Origin of the sequence: [Zimmermannella] bifida NBRC 103089, from assembly GCF_001570925.1 — a bacterium.
GTDB lineage: Bacteria > Actinomycetota > Actinomycetes > Actinomycetales > Microbacteriaceae > Gulosibacter > Gulosibacter bifidus.
Window position 1 is genome coordinate 66012 of record NZ_BCSP01000004.1, and the last position, 26441, is coordinate 92452.

Below are 26441 nucleotides of genomic sequence, written 5' to 3' on the forward strand. Positions count from 1 at the left end.
AGCAATTCAAAACTGCTCGCCACTATGGCAATTTGCTGTAAAGCCTCAATAAATTTGCATTACTTCGGCGTCAGCGCGCGTTTTACGCGAGATTTGGTGCTTACCAGCTCGACTTGCGGATGCCTGGAAGCTCACCGCGGTGGGCCATCTCACGGAAGCGGACACGCGAAATGCCGTACTTCGAGAGGACACCACGTGGACGACCGTCGATCGAGTCGCGTCCGCGAACTCGTACCGGCGATGCGTCGCGAGGCAGCTTCTGCAGAGCTACGCGAGCTTCTTCGCGCGACTCGTCGGTGCCGTTAGGGTCTACCAGCTGCTTCTTGAGCTGCAGACGACGCTCGGCGTAACGCGCAACGATTTCCTTGCGCTGTTCGTTCTTGGCAATCTTGCTCTTCTTCGCCATGGCTTAGCGCTCCTCACGGAATTCGACGTGCTTACGAATAACCGGGTCGTACTTCTTGAGCACGAGGCGGTCAGGGGTGTTGCGGCGGTTCTTCTTGGTCACGTACGTGAAACCGGTGCCGGCGGTGGAACGAAGCTTGATGATGGGACGTACGTCCTGCGACTTCTTAGCCATTAGAGCTTCACTCCCTTCTTAAGCAGTTCTGCAACTACCGAGTCGATACCACGAGCGTCAATAACCTTGATGCCCTTTGCCGAAAGCGTCAGCGTAACGGTGCGCTTGAGCGAAGGTACGTAGTACTTCTTCTTCTGGATGTTTGGGTCGAACCGACGCTTGGTGCGACGGTGCGAGTGTGAAATGTTGTGACCAAACTGGGGGGTGTTCCCGGTCACCTGGCACACTGCGGCCATGGTTGCTCCTTCAATACCGCAACACGCATGAACGTGTTGCCCAAGATCTCTTGTCGGCGTCCGAGCGGATAGGCCACATCGAACGCGGTTACGCCGGAGGAGTTCCCCAGGCGCACCAGCGCACAAGCTTACTTGGCCACGCGCATCCGCACAAGACGCAATAATCACCGCCGCGCATCACGCGGCGGTATCACCCGACGAATGAACCGAACTTAGGCAGTTTCGGCGGTGCACTTCGGGCAGAGCCCGAATACTTCGAGGTGGTGTGACGGCTGGGTGTAGCCGTGCGCCTCGACGAGCTGGCGCGACCAAACCTCAACGTCTGGCGTTTCAATTTCGACGGTTGCCTTGCAGTTGCGGCATACCAAGTGGTGGTGGTGCGCCTCGCTTTCACAGCTGCGGTAGCGCTCACCATCGGCAGTGTGTAGCGAGTCCGCTTCGCCGCTCTCGTGCAGCGAACCGAGCGCGCGATACACCGTTGCCAATCCCATCCGCTGCCCGCGATCCTCGAGGATGCGGTGCAGTTCCTGCGCGCTGACAAACTCGGCGGTTTCGGCGAGCGCTTCACGCACTGCGTCACGCTGCCACGTCTTGCGGCGCTGCGGGCCTGCTGATGGAATTTCATTCATGCCATCAGCCTAGCCCGAATGCCCCTATGCACGGTCGCTAATTTTTACAGGCAACGTTGCGGCAGCACCCCGCTGCGGTCCCCCAACGCCCAGGCTGCGCAGCACCGTGGCGACGACGAATACGAGCGTCGCGGTCAGCGCAATCGAGCCACCTGCAGATATCGACAGCCAGCGCGAGATCCACAGGCCACCGGTGGCGGCCAAGATTCCCAGCACCACCGCGGTCGGAATCAACCAGACCACATTGCGAACGAGCAGTTTCGCCGAAGCGGCCGGAGCGGCGATCATCGCAATCGCCAAGACCGACCCAATTGCGGGCATCGTAACCACGACGGTGCCAACGATCAGCACCAGCGAGAGCGCTTCAAATCCCCAACCGGAGTAGCCGCTGGCAACGAACCCGCGCGGGTCGAAGGTCGAAAACAGCATCGGTTTCCACCACAGCGTCATCGCGACCACCGTAATGATCAGCATCGTGGCAATGAGCAGGATGCTCTCGCGATTGATGCCGAGGATGGTTCCGGTCAGGAACGAGTCAACTTTTGACTGCAATTGCGGATTCGCGGCGTGCAGGAACGTGCCGAGGGCGTAGCCGAACGACAGCACAATGCCGGCCGCAACTTCGTTACCCTGGCGGTGCAGCTTGCCGACGAGCACCATCAGCCCGACCAGCAGCATCCCCATGACAAACCCACCGAGCGCGAGATGTACCCCGAGGATGGCCGCAATCACGCCCCCGGGGAACGTCGCGTGGGTGAGCGCCACGGTAAAGAACGCCCGCTTACGAAGCACCACCAGCGTGCCGACGATGCCGCAGAGCGCACCGACGAGCACCGCGGCGAGCATGGCGTTGCCGAAGACCGTCATGCCGCAACCGCCTCCGTGTCAGCCGCCGCATCCACCTGGCCGCGCTGGCGCTGCTGCCGAGCACGCCAGGGTGCCCGCACCAGCGTCGTTGCGATAGCGACGATGAAATACACGGCCACGAGCGCCAGCACCAGCACTGCCGACGGCGAGACACTGAGCTCGGCATCGACCGAGAGCCAGTAGCCGCCAAGCAGTCCAGCAAACGAACCCAGCAGCGCCGAGAACAGCGCAACCACCAAGATCACGCGAATATCACGGGAGATGCATCGACCGATCGCCGCAGGCACGATCAGCAGTGCGAGCACCAGCAAGTTGCCGACCGCACGCGAGGCCGCCACGACGACGATAGCGATCGCGATGTTCAAGATGAGTTCGTAGCGAAGCACCGAAACACCTGACGCAATTGCCCCCTGGCGGTCAAACGAGATAAACGTCTGCATCTTCCAGGTGGTGCCAACGAGCGCAATCGCAATCCCACCGAGCACGGCGATGTAGATGAGATCGTGCGAGTTGATGGTGAGCAGTTGCCCAAACAGCAATTGTTCGAGCCCCGTGGAGTAGCGGGTCGTGCGCGAGACGATGACGATACCCAGCGCGAACGTACCGGCGAGCATGACGGCAGTAGCCGCATCCGTACCGGTACCTTTTCTTGCGGCAAGGGTCAGCAACACGGTCGCGATGAGCGCAGCAATAGCGGCACCGATATAGATGCGCTCGCCTCCGCCGAGGATGAACCCGATCACGATGCCGGGAAAAACCGCGTGGACGAGGCCGTCACTCACAAATTCGAGCCCGCGCAGGTTGAGCGCGACGCCGACCGCGGCGACGACAACCGCGAGCATGGCGAGGGCGATCGCCGCCGTCTGAATGAACGGCGCGCCAAACACGATGGCGATCGGGGTCACAGAATGTCCCGCGATCGTGGGTCGTGCTGCACCGGGTGCGGGTGGGCAACGAGGTCGCTGTGCGTGTCGAAGTGGTCGTGCGATTCACCGAAGGCGCGCGTCACGTTTTCGGGAATGAGCGTTTCGTGAATCGGACCGAATGCGATCTGTTCGCGGTTTACGAGCAGGATGTGGGAACACACCTGGTGCGCGAGTTCGAGATCGTGGGTCGAGACGATGATGCCGACGCCTTCGCCACGCAGCTTGCGCAGTGTTGCCATGAGCGCCTTGCGGCTGGTGGTATCGAGCCCGTTGAAGGGTTCGTCGAGCAGTAGCAGATCGGGGCTGTCAACGAGCGCTCGCGCGAGCAGGCCGCGCTGGCGCTGACCGCCCGAGAGCGAGCCGAAGTGCGCGCTGGCACGATCGGCGAGGTCAACTCGTTCGAGCGCCTCGCGAACGGCTTTGCGATCGGCCTTGCCGGGCCAGCGGAAGTTGCCCAGCGTGCGGTAGCGCCCCATCATCACGACTTGCTGCAGCGATACGGGAAATTCGAGGTCGATTTCGTCGTGCTGCGGCAAGTAGCCGATGCGCCCCGCGGCGGCGCGTGGATCGCCATCGAGTACGTGAAGCTCGCCGCGCACGGTTTTCACCAGGCCGAGCAGGGCCTTGAGCAGGGTCGACTTACCCGAGCCATTGGGACCAACCAGCGCCAACGCATCCCCCGACGCAATACTGAAGTCGAGGTGGTCGAGGGCAATGGCTTGGCCGCCGTACGAGAGCCCGGCATCGTGAGCGGTAACGAGGGTGCGTTCCGGATGCAGTGGTGCGGCCGGATGCGAGGACGTCCCCGATATCGCATCGACACCGGGGACGTCACATGGTGAATTCATTGGCAAAAGCTAGGCGTCCTGGATGTCTGCAGGCGCTTCGCTCGCGGTCTTGCCCCACGAGTCGAGCAGCTGCTTAGTGTTGTGGATGGTCGCCTTGATGTAGCTCTCAGCGCCCGAGCCGTCTGCACCGAGCGAGTCGGTGTACAGACCGTCCTCGCCAGAATAAACCTTGATTCCTGCTTCGTTGGCGAGAGCTTCGGTAGTTGCCGGGTCGAGCTGCGTCTCGGTGAAGATGGCCGGAACCTTGTGTTCCTTGATCTTGGCAACGAGTTCGTCGAGTTCGGCGGCCGAAGGTTCAGCGTTGTCGTCCCAGCTCGGCATGACCGAACCAACGAAGGTGATGTGGTACTCCTCGTTGTAGTAGCCGAGAGCGTCGTGACCGGTGGCGACCACGCGCTGCTCCTCGGGTACTGCCTTGATGTTCTCGGCAATCCAGCCGTCAAGTGATTCGAGCTTGGCGATGTAGGCCTTGCTGTTTTCGTCGTACTTGCTGGCGTTGTCCTTGTCGGCTTCCGACAGGCCCTTCGATACGTTTTCGACCATCGTTACTGCGCCGTCAGGCGAGGTCCAGATGTGTGGGTTGGGACCGTCGTGGCTGTGGTCGTGACCGTCGTGGCCTTCCTCTGCGCCGTGGTCGTGACCGTCGTGGCCTTCCTCTGCGCCGTGGTCGTGGCCCTCGTGGCCCTTTTCAGCGCCGTGGTCGTGCTCTTCCGTGGTTGCAGCAGCGATCTTCTGGTCTTCAGCAGCGCCAGCGGCGTGGTCGTGACCTTCGTGGCCTTCTTCGGTGCCATGGTCGTGACCTTCTTCGGTGGCGCCGTCGGTGGCTGCACCGTGGTCGTGACCCTCGTGGCCTTCTTCGCCACCGTGGCCGTGGTCATCGTGAATCGACTCTGGGTCAAAGCCTTCCGAGGCGTCAATCTTGGTGCCCTTGAAGTCGGCCGAAGTCAGGGTTTCTTCGAGCCATGGCTCGAGTCCCATGCCGTTGTAGATCACGACATCGGCAGTGCGGAGGTCTTCGAGGTCGGCAGCGCTCGCTTCGAACGAGTGCACCGATTCGCCCGGTTCAAACAGGCTGACGATCTCTGCGTTCGTGCCTTCGGCGACGTTCGTGGCGAAGTCGGTGAGCTGAGTCGTGGTCGTGACGATCTTGAAGCCGTCAGCAGCCGGGTCATTGCTTGCTGGCGAGCACGCAGCCAGGCTGCCAGCAACCAGAATTGCGGCGGCCGAGCCAAAAAGGACGCGTTTCGTTCCGCGCATTGTGAAGTCCCCTCTATGTCAGGGCAACGGTAAGCGGATGCTCGCCCGCCCTGACGTCGGCGAGGCATCCAACCAGGTAATGATAACGGTTCTGCGGTTCAACATACGTTGCAAGCGAATAGTTGCCCAAATGTTCACTCTGAGCGCAGCCGTCATAGACCGGGCGTTGCAGCCATCTCAGCCAGGCATTTTCGGCCGGGATGCGGGGCCTCCGTGTCTTAGAGCAGTTCGTCGCGGCGCAGGTAGGGGTACCGTTCGATGGCCTGCCAGCAGGCGGCGAGCAGCGGGGTCACTGAGGCTTCTTCGCCGATGCTGATGCGGATGCCGTCGCCCGGGAACGGGCGGGCGATGATGCCGCCGGCTTGCAGAATGGCGTTAACGCCTTCGACCTGTTCGCGGCAGGGCAACCAAACGAAGTTTGCCTGCGATTCTGGCACCGGCCATCCCTGGTCGTAGAGCGCGCGTCGAATCTCATCGCGACGGGCAGTGATTTCGTTGACGCGGGCACGCACGGCATCACCGGCACGCATGACCGCGAGCGCTGCCGCCTGCGATGGTGCAGGGACAGCGAAGGGGATGGCGACAGTGTTGAATGCGGCCAGGATTGCCGGGTTGCCAAGCATGTAGCCGATGCGTAGGCCGGCCAGGCCGTAGGCCTTCGAGAACGTGCGCGCGACGACGAGGTTTGGGTGACGGTCGAGTACCCGAGCGGCGTTGAGCGCCTTCGGGTCGGTGACGAACTCGTGGTAGGCCTCGTCGGCGATGACGAGCACGTCTTCGGGGACGTTGTCCATGAACTGCTCGAACTCGCGGTGCCCGACTGCGGGGCCGGTCGGGTTGTTTGGCGTGCAGACGAGGATGCAGCGGGTGTGGCCGGTGATGGCCTCGGCCATGGCGTCGAGATCCATGCCGCCTTCGCGCGTGAGCGGCACCGTCACGCCGAGCGCGCCCGAGGGCACGAGCATGGCGGGGTACGCCTCAAAGCTGCGCCACGGGATGATGACTTCATCGCCCGGGCCTGCAGCGGTGGTGATCGCTTGCTGCAGGAGCGCGACCGAACCGGCGCCGACGAGTACGTGGTCGGACTCGAGGCCATAGTGTTCACCGAGTGCTTCACGCACGGCGGTGCAGGATGCATCCGGGTAACGGTTGTTGTCGATGACGTCACTTGCTGCCGCGACAACGTCGTCGAGCAGCGGGAACGGCAGCTCGTTTGAGGACAGTTTGAACGCATTCACGGGTGCAGGCTTGCCCTGCTTGTATGCGCGTTGCGCCATGATTTCTGGACGGAGCTGCACCGGTGACTCTGACATGTCGCCAGTCTACGCATCCACCCCGAACTGCCCGCCGCCTCGCGCCCAGCGACGGTTCGTAATGGCAAAGTGATAGCATCAGTGCAATCATTGTGGGAGGTGACCGTGATGTCGTCCATTGTTGTTCGCGGACTTGATGAGTCAGTCAAGGCGCGTTTGGCGGCTCAGGCAAAGGAGCATGGCCGCTCCATGGAAGCTGAAGTCCGTGACATCCTGACGCGGGCGGCGACCCGGCCGAACATTGGATTGGCGCTCCTGCGTGCCGGGCAGTCGGTGGGTGGAGTTGAGGATCTGCCGATTCCGGAGCGTTCTGATCGTGCTCGCACGGTGGATTTCTCGTGATCGTTCTCGATACGAATGTCGTTTCTGAGGTGCTCAGGCCTCGCCCGGATGCCAACGTTGTGAACTGGCTGGAATCGATCACTGATGACGTCGCTATCACGGCAATCACCCTGGCTGAACTCTTAGCGGGGCTGCGTCGCTTGCCGGACGGCAAACGAAAGTCCGAGCTCTCGGCTCAGGTAGAAACCGCCTTGCGACCGTATCGCGATACCGGAGCAATTCTTGCGTTTGATGCCCTAGCGGCTCCGCACTATGCCGACATCCTGGCTGAGCGCCAAGCAATAGGCCTCCCGATCTCGACCGGAGATGCGCAAATCGCGGCGATTTGTCGCGCCCGAGGAGCAGTTTGTGCGACACGCAACACCAAGGACTTCCGCAGCACTGGTATCACCTTGATTGACCCATGGGTGGGCGCATCGCCCTCCGCTTCTTGACGAACACCGTGTACCAGCATTCGCTGCATCGAACGCCCCTGGCCGTAACGCGGCCAAGTTCCGGGTAGACGTCTGGCGTTGAGGTGCTCCTGCATCGAGCTTCGTCCCCCAGGCCAGCTCCGTTGCACGGGGGCCACTCAGCGGCAATTGCGACAATGGGGCAATGCGATTCATTGGTTCTTTGGTCTTCAATGCTGTTGCGCTCTGGCTCACAACGATGATCCTTTCGGGCGGCTTGACGGTTACGGCCTACGAGAACACTGACTTGGCGTATGTCCTCACGCTGGTGCTCCTCGGCGGTGTGTGGGGACTGGTGAACTCGGTAATCGGCAAGGTCGTCAAGTTCGTCTCGCTGCCGCTGTACTGCCTGACGCTCGGACTCTTCGCGCTCATCGTCAACGGATTCCTCTTCTGGCTGGTGAGCTGGGTCAGCGAATTGCTTGGCTACGGCCTATCCATCAAGAACTTCTGGTGGGCAATCGGTGGCGCGATTCTGATGGGTCTGTTCTCGTCCATCCTGAACGGCCTGTTCAATAGCAGCCGCAAGGACCGCAAGTCGAGTAACCGCGAATCTGCTCGCGACTAACACCCGGGGCTTCCGCTACTGTTCACGCGTGAATCGGTAGTCGGTGGTTGCTACGGCGGTGGCGCCAGCCACCGGTGCGAGAATTTGGCTGCGCTGTTCGACTGATTTCTCGTCGGTAAGCGCGTCGTACTGTGCGGCCGTTTCTTGGTACGCCGCCAGTTCGTGCGGCCCGAGCACCCCAGCCTCGGCCGGCACACCCTCGGGGAACGGATTGCGGCGAATCACCGATACCTCTCCCGCGGCCGGCGCCACCCATCCCTGCAAACCGGTGATGAGGTCGCCGTCGTGCTCGAGCTGCGCAACCGGCACCTGCCCGCCAATCTCATTGCCGTGAATCGGCGTCCCCGCGGTGACCACCGCACGGGTATCCCACTCCCCCGAGGCCGCAAGCTGCGTAATCAGCAGTGCGCCCTGCGAGTACCCCGAGAACACGACCTCATCGCCTGGCTCAATACCCGCATCCTGCATGGCCTCACGCAACGCCGCGAGCGATTGCGCATCCATGTTGCCGTAGGCGGCGAGGTTCGAGAGGTTGTCCATGCCGGATTCCCCACCAAACTCGGTGGTGGAGGTGCCCGCGACCGAGACGGTGTAGACCGTGCTGCCATCGGCACGCACGTACTCGGTGATGGTCGCGTGCGGCCCGTTTTCGTCGGTGCTGGGGATGGATGCGGCCAGGTCGGCGACAGATTCGGGCGCTTTGGCCGTTTGGTCACGCGGCACTGCCTTAACCGCCATCGGCGCCGCCCCCACGGCCACACCAGCAAACCCGGCAATGGCGGCAGCGTGCTCCCGCGGTACCTGACCATCGCCGAGTGTCGGCACTGGGCCGAGACCGTTCATGATCTCGTCACCGGCAGACACGAGACCGCGTAGCAACATCACCGTGTCGGGAGTTGCCAAGACGTGCGCGTTGTCGACGAGCGTGCTGAGACCCTCCAACGGGTTAGGCAGCACGCCGGCTTCCGTCAGCGCCCACGACGTCACGCCAACGCCCGCGATTACGGCGAGGCCACCCGGCGAGCCCAGCAGTGCCACAGCCGATCCCATGGCGACGGTAGCGAGCTGTCGCAGCCCATTCACCGCAATACCAATGAGCGTGTCCGACACCGATGCCACCAGTTGCACGACCGTTTGATCGGCCAGCTCATACCACTGCTGTGCCTGGATCAAGTGATCGGAAACCATGCCGGCAAGGCCCGCCATCCCGGGCAACCCCAACGTCAGCACATCGGCTTGCAGGGAAATCGCATCAAACATGAACGCCACGGGCGTGTGCTCGGCACCCGAGGGATACCAGTTCTCGCACGAAATTCGTGCGTGCACCGTTTCGAGCTGCGTCGCAATCGCACGAAGGTGTTCGCTCGCGGTATCGAAGTGGGCCGTCTCGACTCGAATCTGTCCGTGCATTAGAACGCCTCCGCAACCGTGATCTGACCGTTGAGCATCGGAACCGTGAGGTCGAGTTGCCCCGCAATGGCGTGCATCCCGCAACAGGCAGCCTCGATCATGCCGCGCAGGGTCGATCGGGTCAGGTCATAACTCAGCCGCGCCAGCGATTGCCACTCGGAAATCTCGGCCTGGTCAACAGCGGGCAAGAGTGCTTCTTCGACGACGGCGGCACATTCGCGCAGCAGCGCAGCCAACCGCTCAGCTTCATCCCGAACCTGACGAATCAGGGTCTCGTCGAGCATGGCACCAAAATCGGGCAGGGAAAGATTGATGAATTGGGTGGCGGGTTGCATCTTCGTCCTCTCAGCAGCGGGAGCCGGTGCCGAGATTGTGTCGAAGTTGGGGAGCATCTTGGCACTCATGGCGGTCAGCTGTGCATAACTCGTTTTCCACAGCTCGAGCTCGACAATCCGGCTGCACTGCTGCCTGTCAACTCGGCCACCCACGCAATACCGAAGTGCGGCAGAATATGCCCATGGGAAATTCGCAAGAAGACTCGATGTTTCGCGTCTGTTTTGTGTGCACCGGCAATATTTGTCGGTCACCGATGGCCGAAGCAATCAGTCGCAAGCTTGCGAAAGGCCTGGGCCTGCATAAGCTCATCTCGTTTACGTCAGCCGGCACCGGCGAATGGCACGTCGGCGAACAGGCCGATCCGCGCACGCTCGCCGCACTCAAGCGCGCCGGCTATTCCGCTGACGAGCACCGGGCCAAGCAATTCGATCCCGAGTGGTTCTCGGATTTTGACCTGGTGTGCACCTTCGACCGCGGCCAATTGCGCATTCTGCGTTCTTGGGCCGAGACGGATGCGGAACGCAATTTGCTGCGACCGCTGCTCTCGTTCGATCCTGCCAGTAGCGATCGCCAAGACGTCACGGATCCCTACTATGGAGATGACGCGCTCTTTGACACGGTCCGCGACCAGATCGAAGCGGCCTGTTTGCAATTGCTCAAACAGCTGACTCCCGCACTGCGGGCCGCCAGCGAGATCGACGCCACGACCGCGACCAAACCGTAGCCCGGCGCCGACCGCACGGCCGCAATTCGCATCCGCCCACACCGCCACTACCTGCAACACCGCACCGAACGGAGAAGCCATGAGCTCGCTGCCACCGCAGCTAATCAGCCCCCTCGACAACCGCTACTACCGCGTGGTTTCGTCGATCGGCGACCACCTCAGCGAGGCCGGACTCAACCGCGCCCGCGTCCAGGTCGAGATCGAATGGTTGATCTTCCTGTGCGAACACAAGATGTTCGGCGCAGCGCCGATGACGACCCAGCAGCAGGAAGCCCTGCGCGCGGTGGTCACGAACTTTGACCAGGCCGCCATCGATGAGATTGCCGAAATCGAGGCGCGTACCCGCCACGACGTGAAGGCTGTCGAATACTTCGTGCGTGCCCGCCTGCGCGAACTCGACCTCGCCGGCATCGAAGAGCTCACGCACTTCGCTTGCACCTCTGAGGACATCAACAACACTTCGTACGCGCTCACGATCCGCGCCGCCGTTGACGAGGTCTGGCTGCCCGCAGCCAAGGCCGTCGTTGCCGCCATCACCGAGCTCGCCGGTACGTACCGCGACCAGCCGATGCTTTCGCTGACGCACGGCCAGCCCGCCACGCCAACGACGCTCGGCAAGGAACTTGCCGTGGTCGCCCACCGCATGAACCGCATCCTGCGCCGCATCGAACAGCAGCCGTACCTCGGCAAGTGGGCCGGTGCCACCGGTAACTTCGCCGCGCATCTGGCCGCCAGCCCCGAAACCGACTGGGAGCAGCTCGCAACGGACTTCATGCAGGTACTCGGCCTCGAGTGGAACCCGCTGACGACGCAGATCGAGTCGCACGACTGGCAGGCAGAGCTGTACTCGGACATCTGCCACTTCAACCGCGTACTGCACAACTTCTGCACCGACGTCTGGATGTACATTCAGCGCGGTATCTTCAAGCAGATCCCGCAGCCGGGCGCGACCGGTTCGTCCACGATGCCGCACAAAATCAACCCGATCCGCTTTGAGAACGCCGAGTCGAACCTCGAGCTTTCGTGTGCCGTGCTCGACTCGCTCGCCGCAACTCTGGTCACCTCGCGCATGCAGCGCGACCTTACCGACTCGTCGTCGCAGCGCAACATCGGCGTTGGCTTCGGCCACTCGGTGCTGGCACTCGACAACGTTCGCCGTGGTCTCGGCGAACTTGACGTCAACCCAGAACGCCTGGGAGCCGAACTCAACGAGAACTGGGAAGTCCTCGCCGAAGCGATCCAGACCGTGATTCGCGCCGAAAAGGTCGCCGGTCGCTCGTCGATCGAAGACCCCTACGCGGTGCTCAAAGACCTCACCCGCGGTCACCGCGTGGGCCGCGACGAGCTCATTGCATTCGTGGATGCACTTGAGATCGGCGACGAGGCAAAGGCACGTTTGCGTGCACTCACCCCGGAGACCTACATCGGCCGCAGCTCGCAGCTGGTTGACCGCCTGTCCTAATCACCACAACAAGAATGGGCGCCTCCTCACTTGAGGGGGCGCCCATTCTTCTTGGCAGGGTGTCAGCAGCAACGTGGCGGCCAAAACGCAACCGCCTACACGCAGTAACTAGCTGTTATCGAGCTTCTCTGCATCCGGTACCGCAACTTCACCGTCATAGGGGCGAAGCGCCGCACCGCGAGCGCCGGGCTCGTCGCTATCGTGCAGATCACGGTCGAGGTAGACCGGGACATCAGGATTGGGCTTGTAGCTCAGCAGCAGCAGACCCAGAATCAGCAGCACGACAACAATGGTGATGCCGGCGAGAATCAGGCCGAGTTTGAAGTCCTTGAGCGTGAGCAACACGATCAAGAACACGAACGCACCGGAGCCACCGGCAACGCCGAGCACCTCAAATGGCTTCATCAGCGCGCGGCGCTGGGCGCGCAAGGCTTCCTTGTCGTCGCTCATGCAGAAATTCCTACCCCTTCAAGTGCTTCGTCGCGGCGGCGCATGGCCGCGCGCAGGCTGATTCCTTCGATGACAAGCAGCACACCCAAGAGCGCGAAATAGGCGCCAACGAATCCGATGGCCTGCACATCTGCGGTGAGCGCACCCTCAACTTGCTCCATTCCACCGTAGCCCGCATTCAGTTCTGGCGGAACAAACGCCACGATCAGACCGAGTAGCAGGGTGAGCGCACCCGAAACGAGGATCTCACCGGCGTACAGCGAGTGACGGCGCACCAAGAACGAACCGATCAGCTCCAGCAGACCGGTTGCGATACCCCAGATTGCAACCGTAAGGATGAACGCGCCAACGGTCGCCCAGTCATGACCACCAGTGGCCATGAACAGGGCGAAGCCACCAGCGATGGCGCTAAAGATGGCGCGTGCGAATACGAACGGACGCAGCGGGTGCCCTTTGATGCCGACGGCTTCAAAGCCGGTGATGACACCCGAAGCGAGCACGACCGCACCAAAAACGGCAAACCCAAATCGCGCGTTGTGGTCCTGCGAAAAGGTAATGACGAAGGCGCCGACGAGCACCGGCAGCGCGCGGAAAAGCATGGACTTCCACACGGACTCGGGCAGGTTGCGAGTCGGGTTGGGGCGACGGGACTCACCTAGAACGGTCGACACATTTCCTCCAGTAGTCACTGCCCAGGCAGAATCCTGCCGAGGCTAACTCCCCAAGTCTACGCGGATTCCCGTGCGACTCGACCGACGCAAGTGTTCAGGATGCCCGCACTTGCGAATCGCGCGTGTGTGACCGTCTACTTCGTGATCGTGAGCGAGGTCTCCTGCATCCGATCCTTGAGCATCTGCAGCTCACCCTTGCCGCGAACACAGGCAAGCATCATCATGGTCGTTTCCCCGCTCTCGCCGTACACGTGAACTGCGGCATAGACCTCGCCATAGGTGCCCGCTGGGGCGCTGCTGGTGAAGTTCATGAGCGCAAACTGCACGGTGTCGTCGGACGTCGTGCCGAGCGTGTACGGCTCGACAAAGCTGCCGGTGATCTCGGTGTTCGAAGTCGCTGAAGCCTGCTCTTCAATGAGCTTGATCAGGTCTTCGTTACTGTGGCGGACACCCACAAGCGTCGGGTCGGGTGCGTGGCTCGCTTGGTACGCGCACTGCCCTTCTGGCTGCAGGTAGATGTCTTTGGTTGCGTCGTATTCCCATGACCCGGTATAGCTCACTGATGCCGACGTAATGTCTTCGTCGGTTTCGAGCGGGTACGTCGCCGTTCCCGGTGGCGGCGTCGTCGGCTCTGCCGTTGTCTCGCCGCCGCCGTCGCGGCCATCAGCTTCGTCGGATCCGCCCTTGCTAAAAAGCGCGATGCCACCCCAAACCAGCCCGCCTACGAGTGCGAGGGCCGCAACTGCGACCACGGGAATCAGCCAGGGCGCCTTCTTCTTGCGGCTCGCATCCGTGCCCGAACCTGACGTTGGTGGTTGCGGTGGATGCGGTGCAAACGCGTGATTGTTCGCTTGCGTTGGGTGCGGCCCCCGCTGTGGCGGGTACGGCGACTGCTGCTGGGCGGGATGGAACTGCTGCGGGGCACCGTACGCCGGGCCGTGCTGCCCGTACTGCTGCTGGCCTGCATCCTGCCGGCTTGGACCCTGCTGCTGGTATCCCTGCTGGTCGTGGAAGGCTTGCGAGGACTGGTGATCGTGCTGCGACGGTTCGCCGTCGTAGTCGCTGTAATAGTCATCGCCACCGAATGCGTGCGCGCCGCCGATGTAGGAGTCACCGGCGCCAAAAACTGCCTGGCGGTTCAGCTCAGACTCGTCACCATCGCGATTCTTCGAGGAATTCTCGACCATGAGGGGTCCCTTCCATGAGCAAGCAAAATGCTTGCGGTTGTCAGGGCTATTTTCCACGGTTACGCATCACGACATAACCACCTGCGGATGTATGCGCGTGCCGCCTTCAGAATGGGCGCGGAAAACGAGCGGTGGGTACCGCATCCGCAGTACCCACCAATTGTGTGCGATGAACTCGCTCGCCGAGAACCTACTCCTTGGTTGGCGTTAGCGTGAACTCAGTCGCCTCCATCTGTTCCCTGAGGTACGACTCGCCATTACTGCCACCGTCCTGGCACATGACCATGCCAGCAAGGGACTCACCCGAGTCCGAGAACGGGTGGATCGCAACGTATGCGCTACCCGACGAACCGTAGCCGCTGTCGACCTTTACCTCGTATACGAGGAATTCAACCTCGAGGCCCTCAGTGTCCTTGAGCTTCATCGAGTCGAGTTCGTTGACCTGCAGATCCATACCGGAGGTACCCACCGACTCCGCCATTGCATCGTCGATCGACGACTTCATGCTGCCGCGAACATCGTTCGGGTCGATGTCGGCCTTCAGATTGCTGGAGTACTCCATGCCGTACATGCAGCTACCGTCACCGGATTCGTAGACCTTGCTGGACGACGATGAGAAGCTGCTTTCTTTCCAAGGCCCGGTGTACTCAACCGAGACATCGTCAACGGTATCCTTCGATTCGATCGAGTAGTTCGGGCCGCCCATGCCGCCGCCACCGAAGAGCATAATGCCACCCCAGACGAGGCCACCAACCAGCGCGAGACCGAGTACGGCAACTACTGCCCATACCCATCCTGCTGGACCCTTCTTCTTAGGGGCTTCGCCCTGCGGGGCACCGTAGCCTTGCTGGCCATAACCGCCATAGCCGGCTGCCGCACCTGCGGGCTGGCCGTAGGCGTCCTGACCGTAAGCAGGCTGCTGGCCGTAGGCACCGTAACCGCTGTTTGCATCCTGACCGTAGCCCTGCGATGCGTCCTGGCCGTACCCTTGAGCGGCGTCCTGGCCGTAGCTCTGCTGACCGTAGCTCGGAGCTGCATCCTGACCGTAGGTCTGCTGCTGGTCGTAGCCCTGCGAAGCGTCCTGACCGGCCTGATCATACGACGGGGCCGACTGGTCCTGCTGGCCGTAGCTGCCGTAACCCGAGTAGTCGCTCTGCTGACCGGGGTTCTGGTCGCTGCCGTAACCCGAGTAGTTCGATTGGGCCTGGTAACCCTGGTAGTCACCGGTCGAGGACTGGTAACCACTGGAGTCCTGCGACGCACCGTAGCCACCCTCACTAGGCTGGCCCGGCTGCTGGTAGCCCTCGCCCTGGCCATAGCCGGCTGGGGGGAACTGATTCGACATTCTGTTCCTTACGTCGTGTTGTGCGGTTGCTGTTTTCGTTTATATCAAGCTATGGGGCTGCACGTAATCCCACAAGCGAGTGATTGTTGCCCCAGTCCAGTGACTGAAAATCAGACTGGACTAATTTCAAGTTGGACACCGAGCAACGCATCATTCATGAGCGCCGGCGTAACTGCTCCCTGACGGTCGCACATGATCGTGAACACAATCATGTGGTTTGAGGCCGAGAATGCCCGGACCGCATGACCGGTAGAAATCTGGTCGTCATTGCGAATACCGAAAAGCAACTCAAATCGTGTGTTATTTGTTGCTGTGAGATTGAGTGTGGTCGCTTCGTTGGGATTCAGCGAGAGCGAGCGCAGCAAGAATCGCGAGGCCTCAAAGTCGGTAGCCCCAATTCGGGTACCGATTTGCCCGCCTCCGAGGTGCCCAGTTCGCCAATGTAGGATGCAGCGGGCCTCACTGTCCTCGGCAACGTTGCCGTATTGCTCGAAGTTTGGGTCCCACCCTTCACCTTCGAGCCGGAACCAGCCGGTATCACCGGTCTGGTACGTGATTTGTGGAATCGAGTCGAGGCCGATCGCGCGGTTCAGCGGGAATTCTGGCCGGGCGCGCGAGAACCCGAGCCCAAAGGCAATCCAGACACCAATGGCGAAGATCGCGGCACCCACACCAATCGCCATGCCCGCACCGACCTTGCCTCGGTACCAGTTACGGCGGCGCGATGCGCGTGGCTTCGACGCAGCAGCATCGCGCGCAACATCGACCCTCGAGCTGTCCGGTGTTTCGGTGGACTGGCCGGGGTCGTTGGCCGCGTTGCTTTGATTGCGCACTCTGTCAGCGTAGCGAACCGAGGCGCGACCGCCATCGTTCGCGAGCCTGGGATTCTCGCGAGCGGGTGCATCCACCGCCCTGGTTACATGGACGGTGACGGCTTGCTACATCGAGGGCGACGGTGCCGTACCCGGCGCGTAGTCGACGAAGCGAGAGATATGGCCTTGGAATAGCACCGTGATGGTGTCGGTGGGGCCATTACGGTGCTTAGCGACAATAAAGTCGGCTTCGGATGCACGCGGGTGATCTTTTTCGTAGGCACCCTCGCGGTGCAGCAGAATCACCATGTCGGCATCCTGCTCGAGCGAACCCGACTCGCGGAGGTCGCTCACCGCAGGTTTCTTGTCGGCACGCTGCTCGGAGTTTCGGTTGAGCTGCGAAAGCGCAATAACCGGCACTTCGAGTTCTTTTGCGAGCAGCTTGAGGGCACGCGAGAATTCCGAAACCTCTTGCTGGCGAGATTCCACGCGCTTACCCGAGGTCATCAGCTGCAGGTAGTCAATAACCACCAGGCGCAGGCCGTGCTTCTGCTTAAGGCGACGACACTTCGCGCGGATTTCCACGAGCGTCATATTGGGCGAGTCATCGATGAATAGCGGCGCGTCGGCAATCTCACCCTGCGTGCGCGCAATCTTGGGCCAATCGTCATCAGCCACATTGCCGGTACGCATGTGCTGCAGGCGCACTCGGGACTCAGCCGAAAGTAGACGCATTGCGATTTCGGCGCGGCTCATTTCGAGCGAGAAGAAGATCGACGGCATTTTGGCGTGAACGGATGCGTGCCGGCACAAGTCAAGTGCGAGCGTCGACTTACCCAAACCCGGTCGCGCCGCGATGATGATGAGCTGACCGGCGTGCAGCCCGTTGGTGAGCTTGTCGAAGTCGCGGAATCCGGTTGGCACACCGGTGAGTTCGCCGTCACGGTTCTGCGCCGCGTCGATCTCGTTCTGCGCTTCCATGAGCGCTTCACTCAGCGGCACGAAGTCTTCGGCCTGGACACCACCGGTAACGGCATAGATTTCGGCCTGGGCATTGTTGACGAGGTCAACGACTTCACCTTCGGCGTTGTACCCCATCTGCACGATGCGGGTACCGGCCTCGACGAGGCGGCGCAGCACCGCGCGTTCAGCGACGATGGATGCGTAGTAGCCCGCGTTCGCCGCGGTTGGCACGACGCTGGCGAGGTTGTGCAGATATTCGGCACCACCGGCACGCTGCAGGTCGCCGGTCTTGGTGAGCTGGTCGGTTACCGCAATGACGTCGGTGGGTTCACCCGCGGCATACAGCGTCTGCAGCGCATCAAAAATGATCTCGTGCTTGGGGATATAGAAGTCGGAACCGTGTACCGACTCGACAACATCAGCGACCGCATCCTTAGACAGCAGCATGCCTCCGAGCGCCGACTGCTCGGCCGGAAGGTCATGCGGGGGAATGCGTGGTCCATCTTGCTGGTCGCGAGCTTCACGGCCGGGGCCACCGCCTGAGTCGCGCTGACCGCGCGAGTCATTGTTGTGCTGCGGAATTGCCATGTGCCGTGTCTTTCTTGCAAGTAGTGGGATGCGAGCCGGTTCCCTCGGCCGCAACGGTCGAACCGCGGTCGATCAGCATCGGCCGTAATCGTTCGATCGAGTCCGAGCTTAGTCGGCTCCCCGACATCGATTCGAGGATGCACACTCGTGGGCTGCCCTACAATAACGCCACCCAGAACATACCCTGTGGATAACTTGTGGGAAGTTCGTGGACGACACGCGGAATGCTTGTGGAATCTCCTGGGGAAAACTGTGGATAAGCGACCGTTATCAAAACATTACATTGCCCTGATCAGGCCTTTATGTACCCATATGGCTGTGCACAGGATCTGTGTAAAGTCCAGGTTGAAGGTTGCACTCAGCAAACACTCACCTGTGGAGAACCGATCGCGTCAAGGCCGGTTTTCACCGGAAGCGACGACAAGTTTGCCGGAAATTCAAGCGGTGTTCGCGACCCACCGCATCCGGGAAATGAAGTATCGGCACCAACCCAAACGGGTCGATGCCGATACCTACAGTTATCGCCGTGGCGATGCTCGCTGCCGCGAAGGCAACAAGCTCACGCGTTAGCGCTTTGCGATGACCTGCAGCTTCAGGGTTGCAGTTACGTCCTCGTGCAGGCGAACGGTTGCCTCGTGGGTACCGATCGTCTTGATCTGCTCGGGGAAGACAACCTTGCGCTTGTCGATTTTGCCAAGGCCCTGAGCTTCAACAGCCTCAGCGACGTCGGCGGTGCGAACCGAACCGAACAGGCGGCCTTCAGCACCCGACTTGACGGCAATCTTAACGAGCGCGCCTTCAAGCTGCTGCTTGAGCGTCTGTGCCTCTTCGACGGACTTGAGTTCGCGAGCCTCGCGAGCCTGCTTGATCTGCGCAACCTGCGATTCGCCACCGCGGGTCCAGTTCACTGCGTAGCCCTGAGGTACGAGGTAGTTACGTGCGAAGCCGTTGCGGACCTCAACAACGTCACCGGCCGAACCGAGTCCAGCTACTTCCTGAGTAAGGATGATCTTTGCCATGTGTGTCGACCTCCCTAGCGTCCCGAGCCGGCGTACGGAAGCAGTGCCATTTCACGGGCGTTCTTTACAGCGCGAGCGATGAGACGCTGCTCCTGTACCGAAACACCGGTGATGCGGCGGGCGCGGATCTTGCCGCGTTCCGAAACGAACTTACGAAGCGTGTTGACGTCCTTGTAGTCAATAACGCCTACCTTGATGTGCTTTACCGGTGCGGCAGGCTTTGCCTTACCCCGGTGTGACTTGCGGCGATCGCCGCTCGACTTACCAGCCATGCTGATGTCTTTCCTTCTGAACTAAAGAGTTAATGATCTGAGAGGGCCGCTGTTTAGAACGGCGGCTCGTCGTCGTATCCGCCAGCTCCGGCGCCGGGCGCTGCCCAGCCGCCTGCGCCGCCACCGAAGTTCGACTGTGGCTGACGACCTGCGGAGCTGCCCCACGGTTCGTCGGCCTGGGGGCGCGACTGCGGTGCAGCCTGTCCCTGAACCTCGTTATTGCGGCCCTGACCGCCACCGAAGTTGCCGCCACCCGTCGAACGGGTGACCTGCGCGGTGGCGTAACGGAGTGCGGGACCGATCTCGTCGATGTCGAGCTCAACCGAGGTGCGCTTTTCGCCCTCGCGAGTTTCGTAGGAGCGCTGCTTGAGCTTGCCCTGCGCGATGACGCGCTGGCCCTTCGTGAGGCTGGAGGCAACGTGCTCTGCGTATTCACGCCAAACGGACGCACGCAGGAACAGGGCTTCGCCATCCTTCCACTCGTTCGACTGACGGTCGTAAACGCGTGGGGTGGATGCAATCGTGAAGTTTGCAACTGCCAACCCGTTAGGGGTGTAGCGCAGTTCTGGATCTGCGGTGAGGTTACCCACCACGGTGATGATCGTGTCGCCGGCCAATTTGCGCTCCTATTTCGACGGTGTTTCGGTCTTACTTCGACTCTGCGGCAGCTTCGTCGTCCGACTTGGCTGCACCGATGCGGAACGATGCCTCGTCGGCACGCAGCACCTTGGTACGCATGATTGCTTCCGACAGACGAAGCTGACGGTCGAGTTCCTGCGCGGTTGCCGGGGTCGCAGTGAAGTTCACAACGGCGTAGATGCCTTCAGACTTCTTGTTGATCTCGTAAGCGAGCTTGCGCTTGCCCCAGATGTCGGTGTTCTCAATAGTTCCGCCATCCTTGGTGATAACGGCGAGGAACTTGTCGAGGCTTGGTGCGACGGTGCGCTCATCCACCTCGGGATCAATGATCACCATGAGTTCATACTGATGCACGTGTAACCCACCTCCTTTGGTCTCAAACGGCTACAGACGGTCTGTAGCAGGAGGGTTGTTGCATCGTGACGGCAATTGTTTGCCACCACTGCTGTGCTAATTCAGGTAGAGCCAACACAACCTGTTTAGCTTATGCCAGCCACACGCATCCCGCCACCCATTTTTCTGGCCGAACGCATAACCGAATCTCGCACCCTCCGGATGATGTTCGATTTACGGCAATCCCATAGTGTCGGAACAACACGAATGTTGCCCGAACATCGCCTGCGTATTCGGTTCAGGATGCGCGACCAGGCCCACGATTGAAGGATCAGATGAGCTCGCCCTACTCCGACGGTACGAACAAGGACGACCAGCAGCCCGCATCCACCGAAAACAGTGCCGGCACGCAACCGACCGGCTGGGCAGGTGCCGCACCACAATTGGGTGCCAGCGAGCAGCCTGGCGCGGTGATGCCACAATACGGTGCTTCAAGCCAGCCTGGCGGGGCACCGCGCTATGGCAACTCCGGGTACCCACAGGGTGGGCCACAGTACGGACAGCCGCAGTACGGTGCACCTCAGTACGGTGGCCCCCAGTACGGCCCGGGCGCGTACGGTGCCGTGCCGAATCCGGGTCAGCCGCCGTTCGGCGCACCACCGGCTACCCCCGGTAAAACCAACGTCCCCGGCATCGTCGGCTCCATCATCGCGTTCATCGGCATCGTGCTCGCGTTCTTCCCGGTTATCGGCATCTTCGGCATTCTTGCTGGGCTGGTTGCCGCAGGTCTCGGCATCGCCGGTTGCATCATGTCGCAGTATCGCGGCAAGCGAGCTTGGGCGATTGTCGCGATTATTAGCGGTGTAGTTGCGATGTTCCTCGGTTTCGTATTGCCGGTTGTCTTGTTGATCTTCGGAATCGGCTGGTTCATTTTCGAAGTCACCGACAACGTGGACTGGGACGCGCCCACTAGGACAACCGAACCAACGTCGACGCACTCGCCCTACGAAACGGACGCCACTCCCCCGGCCAACGAACCGAGGGCGACGCTCGACAACGACCCAACGTCGCCAGCAAACGTGCCCGACGAGAACGCACCCTCAACCAAGCTGCCCGAGCCGACTGGTTCGCCAAGCTTCTAATCTCGTTATCACTAACGACCGTCGATACAGGCAAACACAACACCGCCCCGTTGCCGAAGCAAACGGGGCGGTGTTGATCAGAGAATCTGCAGACTAGCCAACGCTGTCAGCTGCCTGCTGCGCCTTCTCGAGACCTTCCTTGACGGGCGTCTTACCCAGGAATACCTCGTTCAGCGCCGGCGTGAACGCCTCCATCTGCGCTGCGTAGTTGGTACCAATGACCGGTGGCGCCGGTTCGGTACCCTCAATCACGCTGTAGAACGCCGACGTGTCAACATCCTGGGACTTCCAGTACTCGTCGTACGCCTTGCGTCCTTCTTCGCTGGCTGGAGCTGCTGCGCCGGCCTCACCGAGGTACGAGACGCCTTCGGCCGAACCGAGCCACTCGAGCAGCTTCTTGGTGGCCTCGGGGTTGTCCGAGTTCTTGTTACCCGCAGCAATCAGACCCGGTGCAACGGTGACCTTGCCTTCCGGACCGGCAGCCATTTCGGTCACCGACCACTTGAACTGCGCGCCCTCGTTGACATTAGCGAGGTTGTAGGTACCCGACTGGAACACGGCGATGTTGCCCTTGAGGAACTCATCGCGGGTGTAGTCACCATTGTCGTTGGTGGCTTCAGCCGGTGGTGCAACGTGGTACTTGTTGATCAGGTCAACGATGTACTGGTACGCCTCAACCGTCTTTTCGTTCGTGAACGTCAGCTTGCCGGTTTCATCCTGGTAGGTGCCGCCGTTCGAAGCGATGAAGTTCAGCTGAATGTTCTGCAGTTCGCTGGATGCGTTAATCGCGTAGGTCTTGACGTTTGCGGCGTCGAACTCTGGCGATGCAGCGTTGTTGCCGTTCTTGTCGATGGTCAACTTCTGCAGAATCGGCAGCAGCGTGTCCTCGGACTCCTTCGGGCTCCAGGTGGCCTTCGAAAGCTCGTCTGCGGTAACACCGGCTTCCTTGAGCAGGTCTTCGTTCACGTAGTAGGCCGAACCACCGTCGTTAATCTGCGGCACACCCCAGAGCGAACCGTCCTGGGTGTACTGGTCGACGACCGACTGGTCCCACTTGCTGATGGTGTCCTTGTCGAAGGTCTCGCTGATGTTGATGAGGCTGTCGCTCTGCACGTAGTCGGTGACATTGGCGCCGTTGAGCCAGAAGACATCGTCGCCCTGGCCGCTGCCGACCTCATTGCGCAGCGAAGTGAAGTACGAGTCCCAAGGAACGACGTTGATCTCAACATCGATGCCAGGGTTCTGCTTTTCAAACTCGGCGATCGAAGACTCATACGCCTTGGCCGCGTTCTCGTCCCACAGGCGCAGCGTGACCTTGCCCGAGGCATCGCCTTCGGCCCCAGGTGCGCAGCCAACGAGTGAAACTGCAGCCAGCGCGGCCACGGCACCCGTGATAATCCGTCGAAGGTTCATGTTGCTCCGTCCCACGCGCACGTGTTCAACCCGGGCCGGGTGATACATGATGGCGCATTAACTTTGGGATAATTTTTGCAGGATGCGCCGCAAAATGCTTGATAGTTGCGATATCAACCAAAAATATGACGGCGCATGACGTGCTGTGACGCACCAGGACGCGGTTGCGCGCTAACAGCGAACAGCCCCGTGCGCGGCAGACTCGAACCGGCCAGGGCACCGCATCCGGCAGCTAGCGGAAGCTCGAAATGCGAATCGAACGCACGATCTGCTTCTGGAAGATCACGAACAGCACGATCAGCGGCAGCATCGCCAAGAGCGAGGCAGCCATGATCAGCGTGGTGTTGTTTGCGTACTGCTCCTGCAGCGATTGCGTCGCCGTCGTAATCACGAACAGGCGGTTGCGACCAATGATCAGCGGCCACATGAAGTTGTTCCAGTGCGTCACCACGGTGATGAGCATGAGCGTTACCAGAGTCGGCCGCGATAACGGAACCACGAGCCCAAAGAGGATGCGCAGGGTCCCAGCCCCGTCCATCCTCATCGCATCGAGCAGTTCCTGTGGGATCTGCCGGAACTGCTCGCGCAACAAGAACACCGCATACGGCGAACCAAGAATGAACGGCAGCACCAGGCCGGTAAACGTACCCACCTGGTTGACCTCGCTCATCATGAAGTACAGCGGCAGTACCGTCACCACCTGCGGCACCATGAGCGTGGCCAGGAACAGCCAGAACAGCAGATCACGACCGGGGAACCGCATCCGCGCAAACGCAAATGCCGCCATCACCGAAAACAGCAGCTGCCCGACCGTAATCACCAGCACGGCGGCGAGCGTTACCCATGCGGCCTCAGCGAAGTCGACGCGACGGTCACCGAGCGCAATGAAGTTATCGAGCGTCGGTGGCATCGGCACCGAAAGCCCCTGCGCGCTGAACTGCGCCTTCGAGGTAAACGCGGTGAGCAGCGCCAGGATGAACGGGGCGAGCGTGATCAGCGTCACGATCGTGAGTGCCGTGTACGTACCGACCATCTGCCAGCGGCGGGCGGCCTTCGACGGCCCACCCACGGTGGCTGCGGATTGCGTTGTAGACATTGAGTTCACCGCCTATCGGTCGTAGTTCATGCGTCGGCTGAACACGAGGTTTTGGATGACGGTGACTGCGACCAGCAGCACGAATAGCGTCAGTGCAAGAGTCGCTGCTTGGCCGATATTCGCCTGCCCAATTGCCTGCTGGTAAATGCGCGCGGCGATGAGGTCGGTGCTGCCGCCGGGGCCGCCATTGGGCGAAAGCGTATAGACCAGATCGAACGCCTGGAACGAGGCAATGACACCGGTGACCGACACAAAGAACAGCGTTGGCCGCAGCAGCGGGAACTTCACTTGCCAGAAAATCTGCCGGTCGGTTGCCCCGTCGATGCGGGCGGCTTCGACCACTTCATTCGGAATGCTTGAGAGCCCGGCCATAAAGAACAGCGAGACGTAGCCAATCTGGGTCCAGGCCTGCACAAACGCCACGGTCGGCAGCGCGAATGCCTCGTTACTCAGCAGGCCGAGGTGTTGGCCGAGCACGCTGTCGAGCACGCCACCGTAGTCGAAAATCCAGTTCCAGACGATGCCGAGTACCACCGGTGCGCTCACCCACGGCAAGACCAGCAGCGTGCGGAAAACCGTCGAGCCGGGCAGCGCTCGAGTGAGCAGCGTCGCGAGCCACAGACCCACACCGACCTGCAATGGCACCACGATCGCCACGAACAGCAGCGTGACGCCAAGGCTGTGCCACATCGTCGGCGAGGTGAGCGCCCATTCCCAGTTCGCCGTGCCGATGAACTTCATCGGCAGCAGAATGTCCCACTTCGCAAATGAGAGGTAGCAAAGCACCAGAATCGGCACGACCATGAATGCCACGACACCGATGAGTGCGGGTGCTACCAGCGCGTAAGCCGTGAGCGTCTCCCGGCGGCGGGCACGCTTGGGCGTATTGCGCGCGCTCGGTGTGCCCTCCGGCCGCGTCCGGTTTTCGGATGCGGTGGAGGTCGTCGCTGCGTCGCGCGCGAGGCTAGTCACGCGCATCCGTTCGCGAAGTCTTGCTGTTGTCGCCGCCCTGTTCACCGCGCGCCTGCCACCATTCGAGCAGTCGGGCTTCGGCAACGTCGGCACCGAGCGGGCCTTCGTCGAGACGCAGTTCCAGCAAGAAGTTTCGAGCTTCGCCCACTTCGCGCGAGGGACCGATACCGAGGATGCGCATAATGTCACTGCCGTCGAGATCGGGACGAATCGCATCCATCGCCTCTTGTTCGCGCAGCTCGTTCAACCGCTGTTCGAGCGAGTCAATGGCGAATTGCAAGCGATCCGACTTGCGCTTGTTGCGCGTGGTGATGTCGGCGCGAATGAGTAGCAGCAATTGCTGCAGCTGCGGGCCGGCATCGCGCGCAAAGCGGCGCACCGCCGAGTCGGTCCAACCGGCACCCTCGTAGTTGTAGAGGCGCATGTGCAGCTCAACCAGGCGCGAAATCTGCTTGATCGAGTCGTTGTCAAAGCGCAGCGCGGTGAGGCGCTTGCGGGTGAGTTTTGCGCCGACCCAGTCGTGCCCGTGGAAGGTCACCACACCGTTTGGTCCGAAGGCGCGCGTCTTGGGCTTGCCGATGTCGTGCAGCAGTGCGCCCAGGCGCAGCACCAGGTCGGGATGCGGCGGCAGCGCAGGTGATTCGACATCCGGCTCAGACTCTGCGTCGCTCGCCGTCGTGTCGTTCGCCGTTGCAGCACTGGCGTCGGCAACGGCCTGCTCGTACGCGGCCGTTTCAAGTTCGATGGCGTTCTCGAGCACCTTCAACGAGTGCTCGTAAACGTCCTTGTGGTGGTGCGCGCTGTCGTGTTCGAGCTGCAGCGCGGGAAGCTCCGGCAGCACCAGCTCCGCGAGTCCGGTTTCAACCAGCAGTTCGAGACCGACGCGCGGCTTGTCGGTGCACATCAGCTTGATGAGCTCGTCACGCACGCGTTCAGCCGAAATATCGAGGATGCGCTGACGCATGTCGTTAACGGCTGCAAACGCATCCGCGTCGAGATAAAACCCGAGCTGCGACGAGAACCGCAGCCCGCGCAGCATGCGCAGCGGGTCGTCGCCGAACGAAACTTCTGGTGCGATCGGGGTGCGCAGCACGCCTTCCATCAGGTCGTCGAAGCCGCCGGTCGGGTCAACCAATTGCAGTTCCGGCAGCGACAGCGCCATGGCGTTAACGGTGAAGTCGCGGCGCAGCAGGTCGCCCTCGATGTTGTCGCCGAACGCAACCACGGGCTTGCGCGAGTGGCCGTCATAGCTATCGGCGCGATAAGTCGTGATTTCGACCGTTTCGCCCTGAATCTTCGCCCCGATCGTGCCAAACTCGCGGCCGATGTCCCAGTGCGCATCCGAAATCGGTTTCACGATTTGCAGGATGCGGTCCGGCTCGACGTTCGTGGCAAAGTCCAGGTCGTGAATGGGTCGACCCAAGAATGCATCACGTACCGGTCCACCCACCAGCGCCAACTCGGCACCGGCCTGCGAAAACGCAGCAGAAAGTGTCGCCACCGGCCCGGTTTCAGCGAGTTGTTTGAGGCGATCAAGAGCGGTCTGCACGTGTTGCACCGTTCCAGTTTACGAGTCGCTCCCCGGCGAG

At 61.4% G+C, this 26441-nt stretch carries 32 protein-coding genes; 7 read left to right on the forward strand and 25 right to left on the reverse strand.

The window, feature by feature from the left end:
- Positions 1-100: 100 nt before the first annotated feature.
- The 9 genes from rpsN to ZBI01S_RS04900 all read right to left on the reverse strand — a co-directional run bounded on the left by rpsN (position 101) and on the right by ZBI01S_RS04900 (position 6656).
- Entirely contained in the window at positions 101-406 is a 306-nt protein-coding gene (gene rpsN, locus ZBI01S_RS04860; RefSeq protein ID WP_066057214.1) for a 30S ribosomal protein S14, read from the reverse strand.
- 3 nt (positions 407-409) lie between these two features.
- Positions 410-580, reverse strand: coding sequence for a 50S ribosomal protein L33 (gene rpmG / locus ZBI01S_RS04865; protein WP_026937797.1), 171 nt, complete (start codon positions 578-580; stop codon positions 410-412).
- Positions 580-816: a 50S ribosomal protein L28 gene (gene rpmB, locus ZBI01S_RS04870; RefSeq protein ID WP_066057217.1), complete on the reverse strand. Its 237-nt coding sequence runs from the start codon at positions 814-816 to the stop codon at positions 580-582. Before rpmB ends, rpmG begins: the two co-directional genes overlap by 1 nt.
- A gap of 212 nt (positions 817-1028) precedes the next feature.
- Positions 1029-1445 carry a Fur family transcriptional regulator gene (locus tag ZBI01S_RS04875; protein ID WP_066057220.1) on the reverse strand — a complete coding sequence of 139 codons (417 nt, stop codon included), beginning with the start codon at positions 1443-1445 and terminating at the stop codon, positions 1029-1031.
- 24 nt (positions 1446-1469) lie between these two features.
- Positions 1470-2312 carry a metal ABC transporter permease gene (locus ZBI01S_RS04880; RefSeq protein ID WP_066057222.1) on the reverse strand — a complete coding sequence of 281 codons (843 nt, stop codon included), beginning with the start codon at positions 2310-2312 and terminating at the stop codon, positions 1470-1472.
- Positions 2309-3217: a metal ABC transporter permease gene (locus ZBI01S_RS04885; RefSeq protein WP_066057226.1), complete on the reverse strand. Its 909-nt coding sequence runs from the start codon at positions 3215-3217 to the stop codon at positions 2309-2311. The genes ZBI01S_RS04880 and ZBI01S_RS04885 overlap by 4 nt, the downstream gene beginning before the upstream one ends.
- Positions 3214-4086 (reverse strand): metal ABC transporter ATP-binding protein, encoded by an 873-nt coding sequence (locus ZBI01S_RS04890; RefSeq protein ID WP_083524517.1) that lies wholly within the window; start codon positions 4084-4086, stop codon positions 3214-3216. The genes ZBI01S_RS04885 and ZBI01S_RS04890 overlap by 4 nt, the downstream gene beginning before the upstream one ends.
- Positions 4087-4095: 9 nt before the next feature.
- On the reverse strand, positions 4096-5343 hold the full coding sequence (locus ZBI01S_RS04895; RefSeq protein ID WP_066057229.1) for a metal ABC transporter solute-binding protein, Zn/Mn family: 1248 nt from the start codon (positions 5341-5343) through the stop codon (positions 4096-4098).
- A 218-nt stretch (positions 5344-5561) separates the two neighbouring features.
- Positions 5562-6656: a histidinol-phosphate transaminase gene (locus tag ZBI01S_RS04900; RefSeq protein WP_066057231.1), complete on the reverse strand. Its 1095-nt coding sequence runs from the start codon at positions 6654-6656 to the stop codon at positions 5562-5564.
- Between the two features lie 108 nt (positions 6657-6764).
- Here ZBI01S_RS04900 and ZBI01S_RS04905 point away from each other — a divergent pair, with 108 nt between their 5' ends.
- The 3 genes from ZBI01S_RS04905 to ZBI01S_RS04915 all read left to right on the forward strand — a co-directional run bounded on the left by ZBI01S_RS04905 (position 6765) and on the right by ZBI01S_RS04915 (position 8018).
- Positions 6765-6998 (forward strand): FitA-like ribbon-helix-helix domain-containing protein, encoded by a 234-nt coding sequence (locus tag ZBI01S_RS04905; RefSeq protein ID WP_066057234.1) that lies wholly within the window; start codon positions 6765-6767, stop codon positions 6996-6998.
- On the forward strand, positions 6995-7432 hold the full coding sequence (locus ZBI01S_RS04910) for a type II toxin-antitoxin system VapC family toxin (protein WP_066057236.1): 438 nt from the start codon (positions 6995-6997) through the stop codon (positions 7430-7432). The genes ZBI01S_RS04905 and ZBI01S_RS04910 overlap by 4 nt, the downstream gene beginning before the upstream one ends.
- Before the next feature lie 163 nt (positions 7433-7595).
- Positions 7596-8018, forward strand: coding sequence for a phage holin family protein (locus tag ZBI01S_RS04915; RefSeq protein ID WP_066057240.1), 423 nt, complete (start codon positions 7596-7598; stop codon positions 8016-8018).
- 15 nt (positions 8019-8033) lie between these two features.
- Here the strand turns inward: ZBI01S_RS04915 and ZBI01S_RS04920 are convergent, their stop codons facing one another.
- Complete coding sequence (locus ZBI01S_RS04920; protein ID WP_066057243.1) at positions 8034-9428, reverse strand: hypothetical protein; 1395 nt, start codon at positions 9426-9428, stop codon at positions 8034-8036.
- Complete coding sequence (locus tag ZBI01S_RS04925) at positions 9428-9832, reverse strand: hypothetical protein (RefSeq protein ID WP_159421399.1); 405 nt, start codon at positions 9830-9832, stop codon at positions 9428-9430. Before ZBI01S_RS04925 ends, ZBI01S_RS04920 begins: the two co-directional genes overlap by 1 nt.
- A 113-nt stretch (positions 9833-9945) precedes the next feature.
- Between ZBI01S_RS04925 and ZBI01S_RS04930 the strand changes: the two genes are divergently transcribed.
- Together ZBI01S_RS04930 and purB are read left to right on the forward strand one after the other, a co-directional pair.
- A complete protein-coding gene (locus tag ZBI01S_RS04930) occupies positions 9946-10488 on the forward strand; it encodes a low molecular weight protein-tyrosine-phosphatase (RefSeq protein ID WP_245610538.1) in 543 nt (180 codons plus the stop codon).
- Positions 10489-10567: 79 nt separating this feature from the next.
- Positions 10568-11950 carry an adenylosuccinate lyase gene (gene purB, locus ZBI01S_RS04935; protein WP_066057252.1) on the forward strand — a complete coding sequence of 461 codons (1383 nt, stop codon included), beginning with the start codon at positions 10568-10570 and terminating at the stop codon, positions 11948-11950.
- 108 nt (positions 11951-12058) lie between these two features.
- Here the strand turns inward: purB and ZBI01S_RS04940 are convergent, their stop codons facing one another.
- The 6 genes from ZBI01S_RS04940 to dnaB form a co-directional block, all read right to left on the reverse strand.
- Entirely contained in the window at positions 12059-12400 is a 342-nt protein-coding gene (locus ZBI01S_RS04940; RefSeq protein ID WP_066057256.1) for a hypothetical protein, read from the reverse strand.
- On the reverse strand, positions 12397-13071 hold the full coding sequence (locus tag ZBI01S_RS04945; RefSeq protein WP_159421400.1) for an HdeD family acid-resistance protein: 675 nt from the start codon (positions 13069-13071) through the stop codon (positions 12397-12399). Before ZBI01S_RS04945 ends, ZBI01S_RS04940 begins: the two co-directional genes overlap by 4 nt.
- A gap of 134 nt (positions 13072-13205) precedes the next feature.
- Positions 13206-14258 (reverse strand): hypothetical protein, encoded by a 1053-nt coding sequence (locus tag ZBI01S_RS04950; RefSeq protein WP_066057262.1) that lies wholly within the window; start codon positions 14256-14258, stop codon positions 13206-13208.
- Between the two features lie 190 nt (positions 14259-14448).
- Positions 14449-15603, reverse strand: a complete 1155-nt coding sequence (locus ZBI01S_RS04955; RefSeq protein WP_066057265.1) for a hypothetical protein — start codon at positions 15601-15603, stop codon at positions 14449-14451.
- A gap of 110 nt (positions 15604-15713) precedes the next feature.
- Positions 15714-16436: a hypothetical protein gene (locus ZBI01S_RS04960; protein WP_159421401.1), complete on the reverse strand. Its 723-nt coding sequence runs from the start codon at positions 16434-16436 to the stop codon at positions 15714-15716.
- Between the two features lie 105 nt (positions 16437-16541).
- Positions 16542-17966, reverse strand: a complete 1425-nt coding sequence (gene dnaB / locus ZBI01S_RS04965) for a replicative DNA helicase (RefSeq protein WP_066057271.1) — start codon at positions 17964-17966, stop codon at positions 16542-16544.
- A 345-nt stretch (positions 17967-18311) separates the two neighbouring features.
- Between dnaB and ZBI01S_RS09825 the strand changes: the two genes are divergently transcribed.
- Positions 18312-18536 (forward strand): hypothetical protein, encoded by a 225-nt coding sequence (locus tag ZBI01S_RS09825; RefSeq protein WP_159421402.1) that lies wholly within the window; start codon positions 18312-18314, stop codon positions 18534-18536.
- Here ZBI01S_RS09825 and rplI read toward each other — a convergent pair.
- The 4 genes from rplI to rpsF are packed head-to-tail and all read right to left on the reverse strand — an operon-like array spanning position 18533 to position 20232.
- Positions 18533-18985: a 50S ribosomal protein L9 gene (gene rplI, locus ZBI01S_RS04970; RefSeq protein ID WP_066057273.1), complete on the reverse strand. Its 453-nt coding sequence runs from the start codon at positions 18983-18985 to the stop codon at positions 18533-18535. The genes ZBI01S_RS09825 and rplI overlap by 4 nt on opposite strands.
- Before the next feature lie 14 nt (positions 18986-18999).
- Positions 19000-19257 (reverse strand): 30S ribosomal protein S18, encoded by a 258-nt coding sequence (gene rpsR / locus ZBI01S_RS04975; protein WP_066057276.1) that lies wholly within the window; start codon positions 19255-19257, stop codon positions 19000-19002.
- 53 nt (positions 19258-19310) lie between these two features.
- Positions 19311-19874 carry a single-stranded DNA-binding protein gene (locus tag ZBI01S_RS04980; RefSeq protein ID WP_066057280.1) on the reverse strand — a complete coding sequence of 188 codons (564 nt, stop codon included), beginning with the start codon at positions 19872-19874 and terminating at the stop codon, positions 19311-19313.
- 31 nt (positions 19875-19905) lie between these two features.
- On the reverse strand, positions 19906-20232 hold the full coding sequence (gene rpsF / locus ZBI01S_RS04985) for a 30S ribosomal protein S6 (protein WP_066057283.1): 327 nt from the start codon (positions 20230-20232) through the stop codon (positions 19906-19908).
- Positions 20233-20564: 332 nt separating this feature from the next.
- Here rpsF and ZBI01S_RS09705 point away from each other — a divergent pair, with 332 nt between their 5' ends.
- Entirely contained in the window at positions 20565-21371 is an 807-nt protein-coding gene (locus ZBI01S_RS09705) for a hypothetical protein (RefSeq protein ID WP_066057286.1), read from the forward strand.
- Positions 21372-21464: 93 nt separating this feature from the next.
- Here ZBI01S_RS09705 and ZBI01S_RS04995 read toward each other — a convergent pair whose 3' ends face one another.
- From ZBI01S_RS04995 to ZBI01S_RS05010, 4 genes are all read right to left on the reverse strand, one after another.
- Complete coding sequence (locus ZBI01S_RS04995) at positions 21465-22784, reverse strand: ABC transporter substrate-binding protein (RefSeq protein WP_159421403.1); 1320 nt, start codon at positions 22782-22784, stop codon at positions 21465-21467.
- Positions 22785-23016: 232 nt separating this feature from the next.
- Entirely contained in the window at positions 23017-23880 is an 864-nt protein-coding gene (locus ZBI01S_RS05000) for a carbohydrate ABC transporter permease (protein ID WP_083524518.1), read from the reverse strand.
- A gap of 12 nt (positions 23881-23892) precedes the next feature.
- A complete protein-coding gene (locus ZBI01S_RS05005; protein ID WP_083524519.1) occupies positions 23893-24858 on the reverse strand; it encodes a carbohydrate ABC transporter permease in 966 nt (321 codons plus the stop codon).
- Entirely contained in the window at positions 24845-26410 is a 1566-nt protein-coding gene (locus ZBI01S_RS05010; protein WP_066057292.1) for a CCA tRNA nucleotidyltransferase, read from the reverse strand. The genes ZBI01S_RS05005 and ZBI01S_RS05010 overlap by 14 nt, the downstream gene beginning before the upstream one ends.
- Positions 26411-26441: the final 31 nt, after the last annotated feature.

Coding starts and splice junctions, on each gene's coding strand:
- ZBI01S_RS04950 (WP_066057262.1), bottom strand. CDS start 14,258: ATGGTCGAGAATTCCTCGAAGAATCGCGATGGTGACGAGTCTGAGCTG.
- ZBI01S_RS04955 (WP_066057265.1), bottom strand. CDS start 15,603: ATGTCGAATCAGTTCCCCCCAGCCGGCTATGGCCAGGGCGAGGGCTAC.
- ZBI01S_RS05005 (WP_083524519.1), bottom strand. CDS start 24,858: ATGCGCGTGACTAGCCTCGCGCGCGACGCAGCGACGACCTCCACCGCA.
- ZBI01S_RS04940 (WP_066057256.1), bottom strand. CDS start 12,400: ATGAGCGACGACAAGGAAGCCTTGCGCGCCCAGCGCCGCGCGCTGATG.
- purB (WP_066057252.1), top strand. CDS start 10,568: ATGAGCTCGCTGCCACCGCAGCTAATCAGCCCCCTCGACAACCGCTAC.
- rpsR (WP_066057276.1), bottom strand. CDS start 19,257: ATGGCTGGTAAGTCGAGCGGCGATCGCCGCAAGTCACACCGGGGTAAG.
- ZBI01S_RS04925 (WP_159421399.1), bottom strand. CDS start 9,832: ATGAGTGCCAAGATGCTCCCCAACTTCGACACAATCTCGGCACCGGCT.
- rpsN (WP_066057214.1), bottom strand. CDS start 406: ATGGCGAAGAAGAGCAAGATTGCCAAGAACGAACAGCGCAAGGAAATC.
- ZBI01S_RS04900 (WP_066057231.1), bottom strand. CDS start 6,656: ATGTCAGAGTCACCGGTGCAGCTCCGTCCAGAAATCATGGCGCAACGC.
- ZBI01S_RS04915 (WP_066057240.1), top strand. CDS start 7,596: ATGCGATTCATTGGTTCTTTGGTCTTCAATGCTGTTGCGCTCTGGCTC.
- ZBI01S_RS04880 (WP_066057222.1), bottom strand. CDS start 2,312: ATGACGGTCTTCGGCAACGCCATGCTCGCCGCGGTGCTCGTCGGTGCG.
- ZBI01S_RS04920 (WP_066057243.1), bottom strand. CDS start 9,428: ATGCACGGACAGATTCGAGTCGAGACGGCCCACTTCGATACCGCGAGC.
- ZBI01S_RS04895 (WP_066057229.1), bottom strand. CDS start 5,343: ATGCGCGGAACGAAACGCGTCCTTTTTGGCTCGGCCGCCGCAATTCTG.
- ZBI01S_RS04995 (WP_159421403.1), bottom strand. CDS start 22,784: ATGAACCTTCGACGGATTATCACGGGTGCCGTGGCCGCGCTGGCTGCA.
- ZBI01S_RS05000 (WP_083524518.1), bottom strand. CDS start 23,880: ATGTCTACAACGCAATCCGCAGCCACCGTGGGTGGGCCGTCGAAGGCC.
- rplI (WP_066057273.1), bottom strand. CDS start 18,985: ATGGCAAAGATCATCCTTACTCAGGAAGTAGCTGGACTCGGTTCGGCC.
- ZBI01S_RS09705 (WP_066057286.1), top strand. CDS start 20,565: ATGAGCTCGCCCTACTCCGACGGTACGAACAAGGACGACCAGCAGCCC.
- rpmB (WP_066057217.1), bottom strand. CDS start 816: ATGGCCGCAGTGTGCCAGGTGACCGGGAACACCCCCCAGTTTGGTCAC.
- ZBI01S_RS04930 (WP_245610538.1), top strand. CDS start 9,946: ATGGGAAATTCGCAAGAAGACTCGATGTTTCGCGTCTGTTTTGTGTGC.
- rpmG (WP_026937797.1), bottom strand. CDS start 580: ATGGCTAAGAAGTCGCAGGACGTACGTCCCATCATCAAGCTTCGTTCC.
- ZBI01S_RS04875 (WP_066057220.1), bottom strand. CDS start 1,445: ATGAATGAAATTCCATCAGCAGGCCCGCAGCGCCGCAAGACGTGGCAG.
- dnaB (WP_066057271.1), bottom strand. CDS start 17,966: ATGGCAATTCCGCAGCACAACAATGACTCGCGCGGTCAGCGCGACTCA.
- ZBI01S_RS04890 (WP_083524517.1), bottom strand. CDS start 4,086: ATGAATTCACCATGTGACGTCCCCGGTGTCGATGCGATATCGGGGACG.
- ZBI01S_RS04905 (WP_066057234.1), top strand. CDS start 6,765: ATGTCGTCCATTGTTGTTCGCGGACTTGATGAGTCAGTCAAGGCGCGT.
- rpsF (WP_066057283.1), bottom strand. CDS start 20,232: ATGGTGATCATTGATCCCGAGGTGGATGAGCGCACCGTCGCACCAAGC.